This is a genomic window from Synergistaceae bacterium (assembly GCA_012728235.1).
Taxonomy (GTDB): domain Bacteria; phylum Synergistota; class Synergistia; order Synergistales; family Synergistaceae; genus JAAYFL01.
This window is the reverse complement of record JAAYFL010000145.1, coordinates 1-1,687: the sequence shown is the minus strand read 5'-3', so window position 1 is coordinate 1,687 and position 1,687 is coordinate 1. Positions and strand designations below refer to the sequence as shown.

The 1,687-nt window shown below is 34.7% G+C and carries 3 protein-coding genes; all 3 read left to right on the top strand.

What is annotated here, in order from left to right; translation table 11 throughout:
* Positions 1–307, top strand: a 307-nt coding sequence (locus tag GXZ13_07685) for a fuculose phosphate aldolase (GenBank protein ID NLX75684.1), incomplete at its 5' end; no start/stop codon positions are given.
* Between the two features lie 2 nt (positions 308–309).
* On the top strand, positions 310–1,347 hold the full coding sequence (gene mtnA / locus GXZ13_07680) for an S-methyl-5-thioribose-1-phosphate isomerase (GenBank protein ID NLX75683.1): 1,038 nt from the start codon (positions 310–312) through the stop codon (positions 1,345–1,347).
* Positions 1,348–1,361: 14 nt separating this feature from the next.
* A partial coding sequence (locus GXZ13_07675) for an S-methyl-5'-thioadenosine phosphorylase (protein NLX75682.1) occupies positions 1,362–1,687 on the top strand: 326 nt, incomplete at its 3' end.

Sequence of the window (1,687 nt, the reverse complement as noted above, 5' to 3'; positions counted from 1 at the left end):
TTATATGTTAGCCCTGGCAGGTAAAAATGTTAGGTGTGCAGATTATGCAACCTATGGGACTAAGGAATTAGCCGAAAATGCTTTTCAAGCTATGAAAGATAGGTATGCTGTATTATTGGCAAATCATGGTCTCCTATGCGGGGCTAAAGATATAGCTAATGCCTTTAATATTACCGAAGAAATAGAGTATTGTGCAGAATTATATTGCAGAACAAAGGCTATAGGAGAACCGGTTATAATTCCAAATGAAGAAATGGATAGAATGATGGAGAAATTTAAAACTTATGGACAAGTTAAGGAGGACTAAAAATGGCAGAGATTAAAACAATTGAATTTAAAGATGATGTATTGTATCTGATTGATCAAAGGAAATTACCAACAGAGTATGAAATATTTGAATGTAAAGATTTTAGGGATGTTGATTTTGCTATACACGATATGGTGGTTAGAGGTGCACCGGCCATAGGAGCTACTGCAGCTTATGGGGTAGTATTAGCTGCTAAAGAATTTATAGACTTAGAAAAGGAAGAATTTTTCAAAGAGATGGAAAAAGCTTTGGAACAGTTATACAATTCTAGACCAACAGCTGTAAATTTAATGTGGGCTATAAGTAAAATGAGAGCTTTGATAGAAGAAAACAAGGATTTGGAACTAAGAGAAATCTACAACAAAATTAAAGAACAAGCAAACAATATATTCAATGAAGATATTGAAACCAATAAGGCTATGGCAAAACATGGTAATGAAATAATAAAGCAGGGAGCTAGAATTTTAACTCACTGTAACACTGGGGCCCTGGCTACAGTAGCCTATGGAACAGCTCTTGGAGTTATAAGAGAAGCACACTATACAGGAAAAGATATATTTGTTTATGCTGATGAAACAAGACCTAGACTTCAAGGTGGAAAATTAACTGCATGGGAACTTATGCAAGAAGGGATTCCGGCTAAACTTATAGCAGATAGTGTAGCAGCAACTCTAATTCGGGATGGGAAAGTAGATGTAATTTTAACTGGAGCAGATAGGGTAGCAAACAACGGAGACTCTGCCAATAAAATTGGAACATTTATGTTATCTGTAATAGCTAAAGCATATGATGTACCATTTTATATAGTTGCTCCTACAACAACTATAGACTTTGAAATGGAATCAGGAGATGGCATTGAAATTGAGGAAAGATCTTCTGAAGAAGTAACCCATATAAATGGAGTAAGGATAGCGCCAGAAGGAATAGATGTTTATAATCCGGCCTTTGATGTTACTCCCCATGAAAATATTACTGGGATTATAACAGAAAAAGGTATAGTTAAAGCTCCATACAAAGAAAATATAAGAAAGTTAAAATAAGAGGTGATAGGTATATGAAAGCTATAATCGGAGGTACTGGAGTTTACAGTACAGGTGACAATAAGAGAGAAAAAATAGTAGAGACAAAGTATGGACAAGTAAAATTAGATATTGTAAATATTGACGGAGAAGATATAGTTTTTTTAGCCAGGCATGGTCATAGTCATTCTGTGCCGCCACATCTTATAAATTACAGAGCCAATATGATGGCTTTAAAAGAAATAGGGGTAGATTATATATTTGCTACTGCAGCGGTTGGTTCTTGTAATAAAAATTATGAACCAGGAGATGTGGTAATTATAGATGACTTTATAGATTTTACTAAGTCTAGACCCATAAC